At 41.3% G+C, this 16,383-nt stretch carries 14 protein-coding genes, 1 other RNA gene and 1 pseudogene; 10 read left to right on the forward strand and 6 right to left on the reverse strand.

All coding sequences use genetic code 11. The features are described 5' to 3' along the window. Positions 1–393: 393 nt before the first annotated feature. Positions 394–1,056: a GDSL-type esterase/lipase family protein gene (locus tag QM629_RS12895; RefSeq protein ID WP_415160291.1), complete on the reverse strand. Its 663-nt coding sequence runs from the start codon at positions 1,054–1,056 to the stop codon at positions 394–396. Positions 1,057–1,382: 326 nt separating this feature from the next. Here QM629_RS12895 and queA point away from each other — a divergent pair, with 326 nt between their 5' ends. Then, positions 1,383–2,432, forward strand: coding sequence for a tRNA preQ1(34) S-adenosylmethionine ribosyltransferase-isomerase QueA (queA, locus tag QM629_RS12900; protein WP_415160304.1), 1,050 nt, complete (start codon positions 1,383–1,385; stop codon positions 2,430–2,432). Positions 2,433–2,656: 224 nt separating this feature from the next. Here the strand turns inward: queA and QM629_RS12905 are convergent. Next, a pseudogene (locus tag QM629_RS12905) lies at positions 2,657–3,109 on the reverse strand (transposase); the annotation flags it as partial. Between the two features lie 217 nt (positions 3,110–3,326). Between QM629_RS12905 and QM629_RS12910 the strand changes: the two are divergent. The 3 genes from QM629_RS12910 (at position 3,327) to QM629_RS12920 (ending at position 7,606) form a co-directional block, all read left to right on the forward strand. Beyond that, entirely contained in the window at positions 3,327–4,904 is a 1,578-nt protein-coding gene (locus QM629_RS12910; protein WP_415160292.1) for a flavin monoamine oxidase family protein, read from the forward strand. A gap of 161 nt (positions 4,905–5,065) precedes the next feature. Further along, a complete protein-coding gene (locus QM629_RS12915; RefSeq protein WP_415160293.1) occupies positions 5,066–6,217 on the forward strand; it encodes a pyridoxal phosphate-dependent aminotransferase in 1,152 nt (383 codons plus the stop codon). A 402-nt stretch (positions 6,218–6,619) separates the two neighbouring features. Further along, the gene (locus QM629_RS12920) at positions 6,620–7,606 is read left to right on the forward strand and encodes a Hint domain-containing protein (protein WP_415160294.1); all 987 of its coding nucleotides are present in this window, start codon (positions 6,620–6,622) and stop codon (positions 7,604–7,606) included. 42 nt (positions 7,607–7,648) lie between these two features. On the opposite strand, the gene QM629_RS12925 is transcribed toward QM629_RS12920, so the two are convergent. Together QM629_RS12925 and QM629_RS12930 are read right to left on the reverse strand one after the other, a co-directional pair. Further along, entirely contained in the window at positions 7,649–8,335 is a 687-nt protein-coding gene (locus QM629_RS12925; protein ID WP_415160295.1) for an OmpA family protein, read from the reverse strand. A 17-nt stretch (positions 8,336–8,352) separates the two neighbouring features. Then, positions 8,353–9,186, reverse strand: a complete 834-nt coding sequence (locus QM629_RS12930; protein WP_415160296.1) for a tetratricopeptide repeat protein — start codon at positions 9,184–9,186, stop codon at positions 8,353–8,355. A 205-nt stretch (positions 9,187–9,391) separates the two neighbouring features. Here QM629_RS12930 and mqnB point away from each other — a divergent pair, with 205 nt between their 5' ends. Both mqnB and QM629_RS12940 read left to right on the forward strand, forming a co-directional pair. Beyond that, complete coding sequence (gene mqnB, locus QM629_RS12935) at positions 9,392–10,060, forward strand: futalosine hydrolase (RefSeq protein ID WP_415160297.1); 669 nt, start codon at positions 9,392–9,394, stop codon at positions 10,058–10,060. 119 nt (positions 10,061–10,179) lie between these two features. Beyond that, entirely contained in the window at positions 10,180–10,980 is an 801-nt protein-coding gene (locus tag QM629_RS12940) for a 1,4-dihydroxy-6-naphthoate synthase (RefSeq protein ID WP_415160298.1), read from the forward strand. Positions 10,981–11,003: 23 nt separating this feature from the next. On the opposite strand, the gene QM629_RS12945 is transcribed toward QM629_RS12940, so the two are convergent. Both QM629_RS12945 and QM629_RS12950 read right to left on the reverse strand, forming a co-directional pair. After that, positions 11,004–12,404 carry an APC family permease gene (locus QM629_RS12945; protein WP_415160299.1) on the reverse strand — a complete coding sequence of 467 codons (1,401 nt, stop codon included), beginning with the start codon at positions 12,402–12,404 and terminating at the stop codon, positions 11,004–11,006. A 146-nt stretch (positions 12,405–12,550) separates the two neighbouring features. Beyond that, positions 12,551–12,724, reverse strand: a complete 174-nt coding sequence (locus QM629_RS12950; protein WP_415160300.1) for a hypothetical protein — start codon at positions 12,722–12,724, stop codon at positions 12,551–12,553. Between the two features lie 719 nt (positions 12,725–13,443). Between QM629_RS12950 and QM629_RS12955 the strand changes: the two genes are divergently transcribed. From QM629_RS12955 to QM629_RS12970, 4 genes are all read left to right on the forward strand, one after another. After that, the gene (locus QM629_RS12955) at positions 13,444–14,727 is read left to right on the forward strand and encodes a DUF5103 domain-containing protein (protein ID WP_415160301.1); all 1,284 of its coding nucleotides are present in this window, start codon (positions 13,444–13,446) and stop codon (positions 14,725–14,727) included. Positions 14,728–14,762: 35 nt separating this feature from the next. Then, positions 14,763–14,862, forward strand: an RNA gene (gene ffs, locus QM629_RS12960) — signal recognition particle sRNA small type. A gap of 77 nt (positions 14,863–14,939) precedes the next feature. Next, a complete protein-coding gene (fsa, locus tag QM629_RS12965; protein ID WP_415160302.1) occupies positions 14,940–15,593 on the forward strand; it encodes a fructose-6-phosphate aldolase in 654 nt (217 codons plus the stop codon). A gap of 96 nt (positions 15,594–15,689) precedes the next feature. Continuing rightward, entirely contained in the window at positions 15,690–15,977 is a 288-nt protein-coding gene (locus QM629_RS12970; protein WP_415160303.1) for a hypothetical protein, read from the forward strand. Positions 15,978–16,383: the final 406 nt, after the last annotated feature.

Here is a 16,383-nt window from a genome sequence, read left to right on the forward strand (position 1 = left end):
AAAAAACGGCGGCAGCTATCTTCATCGGCATACCTGCTGAAAAATTCTGACATATTCATAGCTAATTATTTTAGACAAAAATACTAATATAATTAGCTATTTCCAAATTACGGATAGTCATTGAATATTATTATAATTACATTATTGAACACCCATTATCATATCTAACACCTTATGCACTTTCTATATATTCCAAATTAATACCTGTAGAAGACATAAATAAAGTGGTTAAGCCATTATACGATAAATTGTCAACGAATAATAAGAATTCTTATTTCGGACAGCGGGTAAAACAAGCACTTTTAAATAATCCGCACACCCAGGTTAATGGATGATCTATACTATAAATTGAGTTAATGTTACTAACTCAAACAGCTCCTGAAGGTTACTACACTATTTCACTAAATACGGCTGTATGGCTTTCTGCCATATAGCATAACCATTGGCATTCATGTGCAGGCTGTCGCTTAAAAATATTTCAGGCCTGGCTTCTTGGCTGTCATTTAGCATAAGCTGATAAACATCAACAAACGATGTGTTTTTTTGTGCGCCGATATATTCTTTAATCATCCTGTTTGCTTCAACCATCTGCGGCCAGTACTTCCTCCTGCTCGGGCTGGGCTTAATGGAAATAAACACAACAGGCACATCTGCCAGCTTCGAACGGATGATGGCATATAAAGTTTTAAAACGTTCAAACACCATACCGGCAGGCACGGAATCTTTTACTGCAAAATCATTTTCACCACAATAAATAACGATCTCTTTCGGATTGTAAGGAAAGATGATGTCGTTGGCATAACGTATCAGGTCTGGTAAAGAAGAACCGCCAAAGCCGCGGTTGAGAATAGTATAATCCGGGAAATACGATTGCACATCGGTCCACTTTGTAAAAGAGGAGCTGCCGATAAATAATATGGGATGCAGCGGCGGATGATTAATGCTGTCCTGCTCTTTGAATTTCTGAATATCATTAAAAAAAGGAGGTTGCTGTGCATGCAGGCTTAAAGAAAAAACAAAGCAAAAAATAAAAAGGTAACAGGCAATGCGTTTCATTCTTTAACAGTTTGATTATGCTTCAAAGATAATAGCTTAATGTAAAGGATGGCGGGTTGCTGTTGCGCATGGTTCAGCGTATTGCGCCGTTTGATGTATAGCCGCAGAAGCAGCGCGAATTTTATTTTCTTGTTAAAGGCTTCCTGATAAAAACTTTTTAAATTACCTTTGCACCCTTTATTTTTGAAAGGCGTACTGCGCTTTAACCGCCCCGTAAGGCGGAAGCGGTTTGAATGTGGCAGTAGAATTTTTAGAAACAAACACATGAAATGCCGCATTTGAATATAACCGGCATTTCATCTGCAATAGAAAAAACAAACATTCAGATGAAACTTTCCCAATTCCGTTTTGATCTTCCTCTTAATCTTATTGCACAAAACCCTACAAAGCGCCGCGAAGACAGCCGCATGATGGTTGTGCATCGCCAGACAGGGCAGCTTGAAAACAAACATTTTAAAGATATTCTTGATTATTTTGATGACAAAGATGTTTTTGTGGTAAACAATACCAAGGTTTTTCCTGCGCGCATGTATGGCCGTAAAGAAAAAACCGGCGCCCGCATTGAAGTGTTTTTATTGCGTGAACTGAATAAGCCAAACCGCCTTTGGGATGTAATTGTTGACCCGGCAAGAAAGATCCGCGTAGGCAATAAATTATATTTTGGCGAGAACGATGAGCTGGTTGCCGAAGTAATTGACAACACCACGAGCCGCGGCAGAACCATTCGCTTTTTGTGGGAAGGCGATGATGCAAGCTTTCGCAATATGCTTGAATTTTTAGGCGAAACACCTCTTCCCAAATACATAAAACGCAAGCCCGATGAAGAAGATAAAGAGCGTTATCAAACCGTATATGCAAAAAATGAAGGCGCTGTGGCTGCGCCCACAGCGGGTTTTCATTTTAGCAAGGAATTAATAAAACGTTGTGAAATAAAAGGGATTCGCTTTGCTGAGCTTACATTGCACACAGGCCTCGGCACTTTTCGCCCGATAGAAGTGGAAGACCTGAGCAAGCATAAAATGGATGCGGAATATTACCGTATTGATGAAGAATGTTGCCAGATTGTAAATAAAGCAAAAGATACCAATCACCGCATTTGTTCCATAGGCACTACCACCATGCGCGCCATGGAAACAAGTTTCACGGCGCAAAAGCTTTTAAAGCCAAGTGAAGGCTGGACCAATATTTTCATTCACCCGCCATACAATTTTAATGTTGCCGATAGCCTGGTTACAAACTTCCACCTGCCAAAAACAAGCTTATTAATTATGGCTTGCGCCTTTGCAGGTTACGATCTTATCATAGAAGCATATAAAAAGGCAATAAAAGATAAATACCGCTTCTTTAGCTACGGCGATGCCATGCTGATTATTTAAGAAGATTTTAATCGAACAATAAAAGCCCGGCATACACAGGGCTGTTCAATTCTAGATCGTAGAAAAAAAGTTATGCACAAATTCCATTTTTTGGTATAGATACAAGGTATAACTGCAAATGACCCACAGGCGAAATTCAGTTAAAACCATCTTCCTGTCTTTGAAAATACGTGGGATACATCATAGTTATTCACACGTAAAATAGAATTGAACAGCCCTGTTCTCTACGCTGCATATCTGACGTGCTTTACATGGAAATAATACTTTTGCACCTGCTTTTTGTTGTTTTTTCTTTCATGCATAAAATTCTCAACATTGGCGCGCATTTCAGCTTTATTAATAGGGCGTTTTTTGCCGATCACATTGGTCTTTATATCCTGGTTCAAATATTCCTGGGCGTTCAACTCCGGGATATAGGGCGGAATAAAAAACACTTCTATGCGTTTTTTGTTTTCTTCCAGCCATGCTTTCAATTCTTTTGTTTTATGAGCAGGGTGACCATCCGTTACAAAGAATATTTTTTGTTTACTGTATCAAATCATTCGTTTCAAAAACTCAATAAATACTTTGCCGTTGAACTTATCTATCAGCATAAACTGTAAATGACCTTTATTACTGATAGCCGATATCATATTGAGTGAAAACCTTTGACCTGTTGATTTTACTACAGGTGTTTTGCCTTTAAGAAAAACTAATAATAGTAATAGTGTCTACTTTTTTAGGACAAGACATAGTGTGTATTCCTCTGTTTTTTAGTTCATTACAAAGTTATTCACATCTATATTGTTTACTACCTTTTTTATACGGTAGAATTGAACAGCCCTGATTATTATGCGGCTGCCTGTAATCGCCATTCATTTTACCCTTATATTGCAGTTACCACAATTAACGAATATGAGCATAACCCGAAGACATTTTTTAACGGATATAAGCAAGGCAGGCCTTTCTTATCCTGCAATGATGGCACTTGGTTTATTAAAACAGGCCCCTGCTCATGCGTTTAATTTAACCGGAAGTGGCAACGGCAGGCACATCATTATTCTTGGCGCCGGTTTGGCCGGCATGGCAAGCGCTTATGAGCTGCAGAAACTGGGTTACAAATGCACCATTCTCGAAGCCCGGGAGCGCAGTGGTGGCAGGTGTTTCAGCGTAAGAAGAGGCAGCATAAACCAGGAAGTAAATATGCCACAGCAAACAGCCATGTTTGATGCCGGGCTTTATTTTAATGCCGGGCCTTCCCGCATACCCCATCATCATTTATTAACCTTGCATTACTGCAAAGAACTGGGCGTTCCGGTTCAGGTATATAATAATATTAATGAAGCCACTTATTTTTATAGTGAGGGCAAAGGGCCGTTGTCAAACAAAAAAATAAGGGTCAGGGAAATACATAATGATATACGTGGTTATATGGCAGAACTGCTTGCCAAAGCCATAGACACCAAAGCGCTGGATACAGGTTTAACGCTGGAAGACGCACAGAAATTTGTTGAATATATAAAAGCTGAAGGCGGGTTAAGCATTGATAAATTGTATAAGGCCTCAGACAGGCGGGGTTTTAAAACCTATCCCGGCGCTGCCGACGCTCCACCGGAATTCAGTGTAGCCTATAAGCTGGCTGATATAATTGGATCCGGGTTGATGGAGCCCGATTTTTACAATGTTGCTGAATATGTGCTCGAACTGCAAATGGTATTAATGCAGGCTGTTGGCGGCAATGATGCCATTGCCAAAGCCCTGGAAGCAAAAGTAAAGCCTTCCGTCAGCTTTGATGCGGCTGTAACGTCCATAAAAAATACAGCAGATGGTGTAACGGTAGCTTATACACAAAATAATCAGGCCAAAACCATCAGCGGCGACCTGTGCATCTGCACCATTCCTTTGCCCGTGCTCAGCAATATTGACAATAATTTTTCCAGCGATGTAAGCCGCGCCATTGATTTTATTCCTTACATACAAACAGGCAAAATAGGCCTGCAGTTCAAACGCCGTTTCTGGGAGGAGGATGAACAGATATATGGCGGCATTACGCATACCAACAACGAGCTTACACAAATATTCTATCCGTCAAACGACTACCTTTCCCAGAAAGGTATTTTAATTGGCTACTACAATTTCAATGATAAAGCAATGCGTACCGGCGAGCTAAGCTTTAAAGAACGCGAACAACTGGCCTTGCAAAAGGGCAGGCTTATTCACCCGCAATACGATAAGGAATTTGAGCACTCATTTTCGGTGAGCTGGCATAAAACGCAATACAGCCTGGGCGGCTGGGCATTATACACCGGCGAAACCAGGAAAAGTTTTTACAAAGCATTGCTTAAACCCGAAAAGAATGTGTATTTTGCAGGAGAGCATCTCACTTATCTTAATGCATGGATGGCCGGGGCTTTTGAATCGGCCCGGAAAACGGTAGCAGATATTCACAGCAGAATTACAGAACAAAGGGTTAGTTATCAGCAAGTGCAATGATGAAGCAGGCTTAAAGCTTAAGGTTTTGGTTTAAAAAGTTCATAAGTTCACGGGCTCACAATTTCCCGTTACCCAACAAAATAATTAAACAACTTGTTGTTTAAAAAACAGACGCTGCTTTCCATAGGAATTTTTTATTCAAACTAAAATGTAAACCAATTATGAACCGCAGGTCATGGCTTAAAAAAAGTTCGTTACTGGCAGGCGCTGCCGCATTTGCGCCATCTGTGCTCAATCATGTTACAGCAACGCCCGCCCGAAAAATTGCAGCGGGAATGCCCAGCGATTTTGAAATGGCACGCAACGTTCCAGGCGTTTTAAAAGCCCGTTTATTTGCTAATGAGAATCCTTTCGGACCTTCGGAAAAAGCGAAGCAGGCCATTATAGAATCGCTGGCAACATCATGCCGTTATTCTATAAATGAAGAAACGGTTTTTAAGGAAAAGATACAGGCGCATGAAGGCTTAAAAGATAATACCATCATGCTCTCTGCCGGTTCCAGCGGCATCTTGCTGGGCGCCGCTTCTTATTACAGCAGTAATGGCGGGACCATTGTAACCGCAACGCCCAGCTATGATGACCTCACCGGACATGTGGAAGCTTTTGGCGGCAAATGCATAAAAGTGCCGCTTACCGCCGATTACAGGTTAGACCTGGATGCGATGGAAAAAGCAATAGACCCATCCACCAAACTGGTGTATATCTGCAACCCCAATAATCCTACCGCTACATATACCGATACCAATAAGCTGAAAGATTTCTGCCGCCGCATTTCTAAAAAAACAACGGTGTTTATTGATGAAGCATACATTGATTATATGCCCGACCCTAAAGGCTCAACCATGATCAGCCTTATAAATGAAGGTGTAAATATAATTGTGGCAAGAACCTTTTCCAAGCTGTATGGTTTTGCCGGCCTGCGCGTAGGATATGCCATTGCACAACCGGAAACCATTAAACTGCTCGAGCACTATACCTACAACGATTTCAGCCTTTCTTCCCCAGCCATTAACGCAGCCATCGCTGCTTACCAGGATGCGCCTTACATGGCCGATGTGCTTGATAAAACCAACAAAAGCAAACAATATTTATATAAAGTGCTCGAAGCGGAAGGCTATGAATACATACCATCAGGCACCAACTTTGTGTTGTTTCCCATACAAATGGACGGCGAACGTTTTACGCAGGAATTAATGAAGCGCAGCGTTGCTGTGCGCTTCTGGAAATTCAACAATAAAAACTGGTGCCGTGTAAGCATTGGCCGCATGGACGAAATGGAAGCCTTTGCCCAGGCATTTAAAGAAATATCGTAAAGGCTTCGCTTTAGGGATTTTTATATTGCCGGCAATGCGGTTCTTATACAATAAACAATCATTTTATTAAATACAGGTCTGGACACTTGGCGCATAGGCTCTGCGAAGCCCGGAGACCATAACTATTCGAAACCATTTTCTTAAAGCCTCATAGAGGCTTAACGTGTGTACAATGCTGCCCGTAATGTTTCTTTACCGTTCCATTGGAACGGAACGTTTACATGTACCACACCTACGGTGTGGAAATCCCCCTGGCACAATTATTTCTACACACGTGGGCGATCATACGGATCGCGGAGCGTTAATGCAGGTTTCGAACACTTCAGGTTCGGAGACTTCGCAGAGCGCAAAGCATATATATTTCAGCCATTTTCAATCATCATTTTTAATCATTCTTACTGCATGAAAAAAATTATCGCTCTGTTACTCGTAACCATTGCAGCAATACATGTATTTGCGCAAACAGAAAATAAGATACGCCCATTAACTATGGCAGATTACGAAAAAGCCAAAACATTTAAAGTAAGCGACCTGGATAATGATACATATATAAAGCTTGAAAACAAATATGTACTGGACCGTTATGCCATGCGCAAACCTTATTTCGTTACCGGCAGCGACGGCTTGAAAAAGCGCATTGACCTGTACACCTTATATTCCAAAGACAGCATGCAGGAAATAGGCACTGTTATTTACTATACCAGCGAAAAAGGAAAATTATATACGGCAGTGCAGCCATCTTTTCCCAGCGATTCAGCAGTATGGAATGCTTATTTCACTGATATTGATAACATCAATAAAGAAGAAGCGAATTATATTTTAAAGATATCCTACATCCTTTCGAAGGAATTCAGTTTTCAGCTATACAAATCGTTAAACAAAAATGTAAAGGATGAAGACGGAACGTATGGCATGGATATATGCTTTCCCGGGAGCCAGCTTGTTGCCATGGCCGATGGCTCTGAAAAATTGTTGAAAGATATTCTGCCCGGTGATGAGATCATTACCAGGAGCAGCAATGGCGAAACCGTTAAGCAACAGGTAAAAGAATTGGTGAAGCACCCCGCCAGAAACTATGCTATTACAAGTTTGCTTTTAGTGCATGCAGAGGAATGTGCAAACGTTAAGGGTTACAACATCCGGCTTGAAACAAGGCTGATTGAAGCTACACCCAACCATCCGGTAGAAACCATCACATCTAAAAAAGAAATTAGCCGCGTACAGGAAGGAGAAACCATGCTTTGCTACAATGAAGCAACAAAGCGTTATGAACCATTTGTGGTGCTAAGCAAAACAGAAAGCGCCAAAGGCATACAACCTGTGTATAACATAGCGGTGAATGGCGGCGAAAATTTTATGATTAATGATGTGCTGGTGAGGCAGAAGTAAAAAATCGTACTTATTCATTCACTATTATCAACCAATACGATTTTATTTTATGCCCGTTGTGTCTATATTGCCGCTTTTGGCATCCTGTTTCATTGCTTCATTTGCCACAATGGCAAGTTCAACACGACGGTTTAAAATGCGGTTGGCTTCGCTGGTATTTGGATATTTAGGCTGGGTTTCGCCATACCATTTCACCGTAAACCTGCCGGCAGCAACGCCTTTCGACTCCAGGTAGCTTGTTACCGATTCTGCCCTTTTTTCTGAAAGCTGCATATTGAAAGCATCGGTGCCTGTATCATCGGTATGGCCCTCCACCAAAATATTGGTTTCAGGATATTTTACAAACACTTCAGCCACTTTATCAAGGCCTGCCATTGCGGAATCGCTTAGCGCGCTCGAATTAATTTTAAACAACAGGGCAGAGTTAAAGGTTACATTAATGCCTTCGCCCACACGCTCTACCTGTGCATCCGGTATTTTTTGTTTTATTTCTTTTGCCTGTTTATCCATATTGCGGCCAATTAAATAACCGCCTGTTCCGCCAACAGCAGCGCCAATAATAGCGCCGATAGCCGTACCTTTTTTTCCACCGATTATGGAGCCTGCCGCTGCGCCAACACCGGCGCCTGCGCCGGTGCCGATAGCCGTGCCTTTTTGGGTGTTGTTCATGCTTTTACATCCTGAAATTATAAGTGCAGCCATCCACGCATATACAAATATTTTTTTCATGTTTATTATTGTTAGAGTTATTTACAAATCGCTAATTGAAGCAGGTCTATGCTTTGCATATTCACGCCATAATTTTTGGCCTGTGCAATATCCGAGCAAAGCGTTTGCCTGTCGGCGGCAGATATCTTCGCAGCAAGGTCTGATGTATTACTGCCTGTGCCGTACTTTTTCTGCATCATCTTCGTTTCAGCTTCCACTTTTGCCTGCCAAACCCTGGCGCTGTTGCCGCTATATGTTATAGCCTGGTTGTAAGCAGATATAGCATCGGTGTACATGCTCTGCGCAGCATATACATCGCCTTTTAAAATATAAAAATCAGGGTTGGTATTATCTGTTCTAATGGCAGCTTCCACATTATTTGCGGCATCGCTGTACATGTTTTGCTTAAGGTCAAGCTCCGCAATTTTTGCATAAATGGTAGCGCGGTCTTTTACATTGCGGTTTTTTGTTGTCATATCAATAATTTTTGCAAAATCTGCTTTGGCTTCGGCCTGCATATTCAGGCCCAGTTCAGCCGCCGCTTTCTGAAACAGGTTGTCAACGCTGGTATTGCTGATCTTTAAACCAGCGTTAGCTGTATTCAGGGCTTCGCTGTACTGCTGCATGCCGTTATAAGCTGTGGCCAGGCCGGCATAGCCTTTTTCTTTGGCATCGTAGGCATCGCATTTTTGCAGTACGATATTAAACTTATCAGCGGCAGCGCTGTAATTACCGGACGCATTGTAGGCATTACCTTCTTTAATAGCGTTGTAGCAGGCGTTTGTCATAGTTACCAGGCCGCTGCGGCAATTGGTAAAAAGCAGGGCGCAAAGGCTGGAACAAATAAGGAAATAAAATTTTTTGGTGATCATATAAGCTGCTTTTTATAGCTTGTTTAAAAAAGCATGTTGATAAAAATCAAAACCGTGCCAAATTAAAAATAAATTCCATAGCAGTTTTTACATGATGGCTGCTGATGCACAAATTTCATCTTGCATACGCGGCCGTGAACAAAAATCCGGTTTAAAAATTTTCTTTACCGGCAGTTTTTAACATTTATCCCGAAATTTGGCCGCTATGCGTGTATTTATTACGGCGGCTACCGTTGGCGAATGGATGCCCTGCTTTACAAAACTTGATAAGTTATATACAGAGAAAAGCAGGCGGTTTAAGGTTTATTTTCATCAATCCGGTGTGGGCATGCTGGCATCCACATTTTCGCTGGCCAAATTAGTGCTTGAAGAAAAACCGGATTTACTGCTGCAGGCGGGACTGGCCGGCTGTTTTAATACATCAATTGCATTAGGTAAAGTTGTAGCGGTTGAGAAAGACCTTGCAGGTGATCTCGGTGTAGAAGAAAACGGCAAGTGGCGCGACCTTTTTAATATGAAGCTCGAGAAATCAAATTATCATCCGTATGAAAAAGCTGCTCTGCCCAATCAGCATATTGAAAAATTCAATTTGCTGAAATTAAAAACCGTAAACGGCATTACAGTAAACGAGATAACCACGCGCAAGGAACGCATAAAACAGCTTATCAAAAAATTTGATCCGGTAACCGAGTCAATGGAAGGCGCTGCTCTGCATTATGTATGCCGCAGTACCGGCACGCCGTTTATGCAGATTCGTGCGCTCAGCAACTACATTGGTGAAAGAGATAAAAACAAATGGCTGATGCGGGAAGCCATGAACAATCTCAACTCAACGCTCATAAAATACATTGATAAACTTTATAAAATGGCTTAGTTGTTTATAGGAAACGCCTGTGTCAATTTTTTCACACAAAGCGAAATATTATATTAAGGCGTTCTCCCGAAGCAAGTTCGGGACAGACATGAGACCATTGAAAAAACAAACTTGTACGAATGAAATTAACGCTTGGTTTTTCACCTTGTCCTAACGACACCTTTATTTTTGATGCATTGGTCAATAAAAAAATAGATACCGGCGATCTTGATTTTGATGTAGTGCTGGAAGATGTGCAAACGCTTAACAATTGGGCGTTACAGCAAAAACCCGATGTAAGCAAAATAAGCTATGGCGTATTGCCGCTGGTTTTAAACAATTATACTTTGCTTGAAAGTGGCGGCGCACTGGGCAAAGGCGTTGGCCCTTTACTGATTGCAAAAACACCCGTTGATACAAATAATTTAACTGATAAACTAATTGCTATACCAGGCGAGAATACAACAGCACATGTTCTTTTTTCGCTTGCATTTCCAGAAGCAAAGAACAAAGTGTTTAAAGTATTTAACCAGATTGAAGATGCCGTTTTAAGCGGCGATGTTGATGCCGGCGTGATTATCCATGAGAACAGGTTTACATACCAGGATAAAGGCTTGCATAAACTGATTGACCTGGGCGATTACTGGGAAACAACAACACAATTACCGATTCCATTAGGCGGCATCGTTGCAAAAAGAAATATAGAAAATGTCATTTTAAAACAAGTTGACAGCTTAATAAAGCAAAGCGTTGAATACGCTTTTAAATACAATTATGAAACGCTGAGTGATTATGTAAGGCTGCATGCACAGGAAATGAGCGAACACGTAATGCGACAGCATATTGATTTATATGTAAACGATTTTTCAATAGCGCTGGGCGAAAAAGGCAGGGAGGCTGTAAAAAAATTTGTTGAAGTGTATGCAGCGTTGCATTCCTGAAACAACTGCTGACTGGCAGATGCTTAACCTTTATCTGTAACAATATTATTCTTTCGCCTAAACCAGTAATACAAGGGTACACCGGTAAGCATTAAAGCTGCGCCAATTGCGGCTTCCCTCGGCCGGCTGAACACGGTGTTTACAATAAGCACCGCGCAAAAAACAACCACAATAGCGGGAACAACAGGATAGCCCCAAACCTTGTACTGCCTTGGCGCATCGGGCATTTTCTTACGCAGGATAAATACGCCTAAAGTAGTGGCGCCATAAAAAATAAAAACGGCAAAAATTATCATGTCAGTTAATTGGTCGAAAGTGCCGGATAATACCAACAGGCAGGCCCAAATACCTTGCACCCATAATGAATTTACCGGCGCCTGTTTGCGGTTCAGCTTTCTTGCATTTTTAAAAAACAATCCTTCATTGGCCATGGCAAAATACGTGCGGCAGCTTGAAAGTATAGTTGTATTGCAACAGCCTAATGTTGTAACTACGATTAACAGGGAAATAAATAAAACGCCGTTATCGCCCCAGAAGCTTCTTACCGCTTCAATGGCTGCAATCTTATTGCCCGCTTTATAAATTTCATCTAATTGGGGAATGGATAACAAAGAAAGATAAGTTGTATTTACCAGCAGGTATAAAACAATAATTGTTATTATGCCGATAACAATGCCGCGCGGCAAATTGCGTTTAGCCTCTTTTATTTCGCCGCCCACATAACCGGCAGAAGCCCAGCCCTGGTAGCCCCAGAATGCAGCGAGCATTGCCGTAAACACAGCGCTCACGGTAACCGGCGTGTTATTATCAACAGCCATTGATATACTGCTTGTGTCGGCCGCATGGCTGGCCAGGCCAAATACAATAATAGTAAAGACGCTGCCAAACACCAGTATCAGTACAGCCATGCTTACTTCAGCGCCGGTTTTAATACCCAGGGTATTTATCCATGTTAATAATATAATAAGCAGAATGGCAACCAGCTTTACACTTAAATCAGCAAAGGGATAGAACACACCGCCAACGCTTGCATCAGCCAGTGAAGGCAATAGCTCCGGGAAATGCACAATACTGTTAAGCGATTCTGCAAACACATAAGCCAGTGCAGAAATGGCAGCGGTTTGTATAACGGCAAACAAACTCCAGCCAAACAAAAAAGCAAAAAACCTGTTGTATATTTTTTGATAGTAAACATATTCGCCGCCGGTATCGGCCAGCAGGCCGGCCACTTCAGCATTGCACAAGGCGCCAAACAAACTGATGATGCCAGCCAATGCCCAGCAAACAAGCACCCAGCCTGAGGAATGCAGTTCCGCCGTCATAGGCGCCACTTTCTTATACACGCCGGAACCAATAATATTGCCTATTACAAGTACAATTACTAATTGAAGGCCAAGTGAACGGTTAAGTTTTGGTGTGCTCATTATTTCCTGTTGTTTGACTACAATATTAACTAATTAAAGCTTTATATTAACCACTGCCGGGTTTAAAACTTCCTGCAGGTGTAACGTTTATAAAATCTGTGGTGAGCGGAAGGATAGCGAAACGAGGCAGTTGTTTAAATTCAACATTAAAAACTAACCTTTTTTACTTCATTGGTTATGTAATGTTTTATTTCATCCCAGTTTTCTTTAAAAAAACATTTAGGTTCCTGGTCTTTATCAGCATCTTCAAAATAAACAAGGCTACGAACGATTAAATAATAGTTGTCGCTTTCAAATTTTTCCGTAAAAAACGCAAGCATATTTTTCAGTGAGAATTTTTTCATCAAAAAATAAATATCAATAAAATCTCTTTTTCTTCCTCTGTTAGTAATAGCTAAATAGCTAATAATTGCATCGGCGCTATTTGTTTGTATCCTCATTAACTTAAATGAAATGAAAAACAAAAATGCTTGGTGAGGCACCATAGCTGGTCAACTTAAGCCCTGCATACTTGAACCATGCCCGGGCAGGGAGGTTTGAATAGCCGTGAGTAAAACTCACGGTAAAAATGTCGAAAGGCGTAAGGTGTAATGCAGATACGCGCAAAATCCTGCACCAGCAGTTAAACATAAAGCCCACCTGTTGCATAACAGCCAATTCCCTCTTTATCCCCTGCGGCATATAACACCATGTTGCAATATTACATTTGCAGGGCAGACGCGTTAAAATTTTAAATGTATAAAAAGAGGCGTAGCCTCGAAAAAATATTGTAAAAATGGGTTTCAACCCGTTTTAAACCACCAAAATGTTGTTGAGAGCCATTGGCTCGTTATATTATGCATCCCCGAATAGTCGGGGCAGGCTGTGCCGCTGGCACTCACCTCTATCAAAATTCATCTATAACCGCGCTAAAGCACGGCTTTACAAAATTGAATCGAGCCGATGGCTCTTCATAAGAATTTTAATGCGTCTGCCCTGGTTACATTTGCCGGTTTTAATGCTTACTTATCCTACATTTGAAGCCTCAGCATTATAATTCATGAAACAATTTCTTTTCACGGCCATTATTTCCCTGCTGCTGGTTTCTCATCTCGCTGCACAGCAACCCGATAAAATCTATATGCCCAATATTCATGGCATAAAACTGTTTCCTGCCGGCAACCAGGATGCTTATCCTATAGTAAGCCTTAATGCCACCGGCAGCCTGGAACTGCATTTTGATGATTTCAGCAGCAACATTAAAAATTACAATTATACCTACGTTTTATGCGATGCCGACTGGCAGCCGGCCAACCTCAGCCCGTTTGATTATTTGCAGGGCTTTACACAAGGCAGGCTGACGCAATACCGCAATTCATCTGTGGCCAAAACAAAATACGTGCATTACCAGGCCGCATTGCCGGAGCAAAACTGCATTCCAAAACTCAGCGGCAATTATTTGCTGAAGGTTTACCTGAACGGCGATACATCAAAGCTTGCGTTCACACGGCGTATTTTGGTATTGAATGATATAATTTCAGTGAGCGCAAAAATTACGCAGCCTTTCAATACACAATTATTCCGCACCCATCAGAAACTGCAGTTTACGATTGATAAAACAAAACTGAATATTGTAAATCCCCAGCAACAGTTAAAGGTGGTCGTACTGCAAAATTTCAGGTGGGATAATGCGGTTACGGATATACAGCCCACCTTCATGCGCAACAATATGTATGAATACAATAATGAAACAACGCTGGTTTTTCCCGGCGGCAGGCCATATCGCTGGGTTGACCTGAAAAGCTTCCGTTTTCAGAGTGAGCGCGTTGACAGCGTTAATCAAAACATAGTGCCTTTTGATGTGTGGCTGAAGCCGGACATGCAGCGCACCGGCCTTCGTTATGTAAGCTATGTAGATCGGAACGGCTTCTTCGACATAAGCACGACTGATGTAAATAATCCCTGGTGGCAGGGCGATTACGCCAATGTGCATTTCATGTTTGTTCCTAAAAACGCTGCTGATTTTACCGGCAAAAAAGTATTTATGACAGGTGAGCTGGCAACCGGCGCCGGCGATGATAATATCTGCGAGCTGGATTACAATACGGATAAAGGGGTATTTGAAAAAACCTTGCTGCTTAAAAACGGTTATTATTATTACACCTATATCACCAAAGCGTACGGGAGTAAAAGCAGTGCAGCAGAAACTGCAGACACAGAAGGAAATTTTTCTGAAACAGAAAATTCCTACACCATTCTTGTTTATTACCGTTCGCTAAGCGACCGGGCAGACCAACTGGTGAGCGCCGTTACCCTAAACAGCAGCAACTTAACGCAACAATAAGTATTTTTTTGGCAATTATATTTTACATTTGCGCCCGGCAGGTCTTACACGGCCAGCTCCTGCTGAAACCTCCCAGGGCAGGAATGCAGCAAGAGTAGGTGGTTGTAGCGGCGCGATGTAATCGGCCTGCCTTTTTTTTAGCCCCCATCCCCTGAAGGGGGCATATAAATTCTCAGGATTTCTACATTAAATAATTCCCCTTAGGGTCAGGCATGAAATTTTTTATTGATACAGCGAACCTTGCACAAATTAAAGAAGCTAACGATCTTGGCATTTTAGATGGCGTTACTACCAATCCTTCATTAATGGCAAAAGAAGGCATTAAAGGAAACGATGCGGTTATACAGCACTATAAAACCATTTGCGAAATGGTAGATGGCGATATAAGCGCTGAAGTGGTTTCCACCAAATTTGAAGATATTATTGAAGAAGGTAAAAAGCTTGCCGCCATTCATAAAAATATTGTTGTAAAAGTGCCCATGATTAAAGATGGCATTAAAGCCATAAAATGGTTTACCGATAACGGTATTGCCACCAACTGCACACTGTGTTTTTCTGCCGGCCAGGCAATCCTTGCTGCCAAGGCAGGCGCTAAATATATCTCCCCTTTCATCGGCCGTATTGACGACAGTGGCTGGGATGGCATGCAGTTAATAGGCCAGATAGTGAACATTTATGATATACAGGGTTACGAAACACAGGTGCTGGCAGCTTCTATCCGCAATGCCAATCATATTATACAGGCTGCGGAACTGGGTGCGCATGTAATCACTTCCCCGCTTGAGCCTATTCTTGGTTTATTAAAGCATCCGCTTACTGACATTGGCCTGGCCAAGTTTTTAGAAGATGCAAAGAAGTTTCAATAAATCAGTTTAGCCCGGTAATGAATAGCAAAAGAGGCGCCATGGTACATTTAGCCGCTATACGAATTATGCTGAATCGTTTTTAGACAGCTTCTTAGAATGCTTCCGATTATTATAGTCGGGCTTTTGTTGAATGCTTTTTTATTAAGCAATGCGGACGAAGATTTTATATTTAAAAACGATATACTTTTCTTATTAGCATTAATTTTTATAGCACTTTCTGCATGGATAATTTATAAAGACAAAAAAGAATTTAAGAAAACAAAATCAAGATTAAGTTTCTTGCCGACAATAACTGTAATTATATTCATTTCATTTTTTTTGATAACAAATATTGTTTTAGCGAATCGTGACATTTCACCAAATAATAATCCAGGCTGGTTATGACGGAGGTTTTAACGGAGCCTGGTTGGAATTTAGAAAAGATGGAACTTATAAGTTTGGAAACAGGGTGGTATTGGGGCAACTTATTCACGAGGGAAATATATTTTAAAAGATAGTTTGATTACGCTTGACAAAGACAACATTGACAATACCATTCAAAGCAAATTACTTGTTATACGAAAAGAAGAAATTATTGACACATTAGAACAAGTAATTTATCAACTTAATCAGGAGCATCAAATAATTGACAAAGATTTTAAGTTTATAATTCATGTTGATAAACATTGTTGTCCGGATTACTTGGGCTAAAGCCCATTGTGCAGGGGATTCAGATATATAACCCCAGGCTTAAGCCTGGGGTTAGTAAAAAACAGGCACATAAAGGGCTTTAGCCCGGGAGAAAATATTT

The sequence above is a fragment of the Parafilimonas sp. genome (assembly GCF_047606085.1).
Taxonomy (GTDB): Bacteria; Bacteroidota; Bacteroidia; order Chitinophagales; family Chitinophagaceae; genus Parafilimonas.